2 protein-coding genes and 3 pseudogenes are annotated in these 2,576 nt (G+C 40.2%); 1 reads left to right on the forward strand and 4 read right to left on the reverse strand.

The window, feature by feature from the left end; translation table 11 throughout:
• Window positions 1-84, forward strand: a pseudogene (locus BLP58_RS12025) (IS5/IS1182 family transposase); the annotation flags it as partial.
• A gap of 292 nt (window positions 85-376) precedes the next feature.
• On the opposite strand, the pseudogene BLP58_RS11610 reads toward BLP58_RS12025, so the two are convergent.
• From BLP58_RS11610 to BLP58_RS12030, 4 genes and pseudogenes are all read right to left on the reverse strand, one after another.
• A pseudogene (locus tag BLP58_RS11610) lies at window positions 377-796 on the reverse strand (Ohr family peroxiredoxin).
• 52 nt (window positions 797-848) lie between these two features.
• Entirely contained in the window at window positions 849-1,427 is a 579-nt protein-coding gene (locus tag BLP58_RS11615) for a hypothetical protein (protein WP_226908579.1), read from the reverse strand.
• Between the two features lie 621 nt (window positions 1,428-2,048).
• Window positions 2,049-2,423, reverse strand: coding sequence for a glycosyltransferase (locus BLP58_RS12550; protein ID WP_013855179.1), 375 nt, complete (start codon window positions 2,421-2,423; stop codon window positions 2,049-2,051).
• Window positions 2,424-2,492: 69 nt separating this feature from the next.
• Window positions 2,493-2,576, reverse strand: a pseudogene (locus BLP58_RS12030) (IS5/IS1182 family transposase); the annotation flags it as partial.

The following is a 2,576-nucleotide window of genomic DNA, read 5'->3' on the forward strand; positions in this document are numbered from 1 at the left end:
TGGAAAAACTGTGAACGTGCCCTTAACAGCAGTCTTCAAATGGTTGTATTGGCCTTCCTGAAGATAGTTCTTAAAAGATACTAGACAGGTTCTTAGACCACTGCCGTCACGGGTATCACTGTTGTGAAGAAAACTATCCATATCCTTCTTGGCTTTTCATGAGTTGATATGCGAACAGAAAAAAGAGATGAATAAAGATTTTATGAAATCTTCATTCGTCTCTTTTGTTTCCTGTTTGACTATCATATTTTAGGTCCCAGCTAAGGGCTAAACTGCCACGGTTATCTCGAATGTTTATTTCAGCTTTAACATCATTTGTTGCAAAGCCAATGTCCTTAACATGGCGCTACCTAAAAATCAATTACAATGGAGAAATCTAGATTTCAGGAACGGCTTGCACCGTCACTGAAATATTACCTCTTGTAGCTCGAGAATAAGGGCAGACCTGGTGTGCTTCGTCTAACAATCTTGCACTTTTGAAAAGGGAGGGATTAGCAATGAAGCCTTCAATTTCTACTCCTAAAACAACATCTGGGACTTATTCCTTACTTTGATTATACAACGATACTCTAACCTTGATGATCGAATTACAGCGAATATTCTTAGCTCGTTTGATATAATCTAAGGCGCTATTAAAGCAAGCACTATAGCCCGCAGCGAAAAGTTCTTCTGGATTGGTTCCTTCCGTTTTACTGCCCGGTTCTTCAATGTTTACGTTGAAAGAGTGGTTTGGGCTATGTGACTCACCAGAACGTCCTCCAGTGTTAATCATGGTTGTTGTATATACTTTCTTCATTTGATGACCTCCTTGAAATAATCGCCGCTTTCGTTAAACGCAAGCCACTCGACTAACGACTCATACTTGAAGCCATCTTAATGGCAGTTTCGGCTGAACGTGCAGATATTTTATACAAGATGGCACCTTCTTGCCAAGTAATAGTTTGGTTTAATCCATTATCAGTGACATCAAAGTTGCCTGCCCCAACTTGGCTCGGAATGGGAAGCGAGTACTGGTTAAACAATGCTACCAGTTGTTTGCTCATAGCAACTGGATCTTGGCCCATGACAGGTGAGGCATGTACTGTTACCGACCAGCGACCTGCTTGCCATGTGAGATAAGCTTGTCCAGCTCCTCGATCAATAGTCCCCTGAACACCACTCCCAAGATCAATGACCGGTAACCCAGTCTCTTGTGCGTGGTGATTAACCGCGGTCACTGCAGCCGCTGTGGAGACATAGGCGGTTTTATTGAATGTTGCATAAGGCGTTTCGCTAGCTAAGGTGCTGGCATTAAATTTCTTGGCTGTAGCTCCAACACTATAATAAACCGTATATCCGTATGCATTACTAATATAGTGCATATTCAAGCGATTGTGATTTTCGTTCAACCCATCAACAGTTGGTTTTTTTGTAGTCCCAATTGCCATAGACAACCTCTGATTGAGCTCTTGAATTCGAGAATCTGTAGTATCCTCTTTTACTGATGAGTTCTTTGATGATATTGAACTAGCCACAGTAGATGAAGAACTAGAAGACATTTTCTCTTTTGCAGAATTAGATACCTTCGTAGCGGAACTAATGGATGTCGATGGTGTTTTAGAGTTGGTACTGAGCTTCGAACAACCTCCGATTAAAAGGCATGCTGTCAACGTTGCGATAACAATCTTGCCCTTCATGTGACATTCCTTCTTTCCATTGTTGTGTTACGGCGTCTCTAGATTGGATTAACTGCCCACATGGCCCGAAATTATTACTTATGATTATTATAACATAAAACAATTTTAATTGTGCAAAATACGTTTTTTAAAATTCGACCATTAATACCACTTCATTTGAATGCTTGATATGTAGCCTTATAAAAACCTTACAGATTAGTCAAAAAACGTTATAAATGTTTTTCTCACTAGAGACTAAGCTCTTTAAAAAGTCGCTGCCACTGATTAGTAACATCCGAAAGTGAGAAATCATGACTTCGTTGTAAGGCTTGATTAGCCCAATAGTCCCGAATGGATGGTGAATACATGAGGGTATCAAGCTTTATGTTTAGGTCATGCACACGATAATCCTGTGTCAGAATGCCAAATTTTCCCCCCATTTAAAAATTCTTGGGCGCCAGTATTATTCATTGATATAACGGGTAATCCGAAACTCATTGCTTCACCAATCACTAGTGGTAGTCCCTCCCAACGAGACGTCATCATAAAAATCGAGGATGTTTGATAATGTATTGCCAACTGTTCATCCGTTAGCGATCCTGTCAGTTTCAACTTATTATTCACGTTCATTTGACTGATCAAATTTCTCAATTTGTTTTCGTCTGGACCTGAACCAGCTAAGCGAATCTCCCAATCATCCGGTATGTTCGCGGCAATCTTAACCAACAAGTCCAAACCTTTTTGTTGAATATCGATTCTAGAAACCATACTAATGACGTGGTTTGTTAATGAAGAGATAGTGCCTCTTTTGATGGTCAGTGGATTGTAAGAACCTGTCTAGTATCTTTTAAGAACTATCTTCAGGAAGGCCAATACAACCATTTGAAGACTGCTGTTAAGGGCACGTTCACAGTTTTTCCA

Source organism: Lactobacillus kefiranofaciens, from assembly GCF_900103655.1.
GTDB classification, from domain to species: Bacteria; Bacillota; Bacilli; order Lactobacillales; family Lactobacillaceae; genus Lactobacillus; species Lactobacillus kefiranofaciens.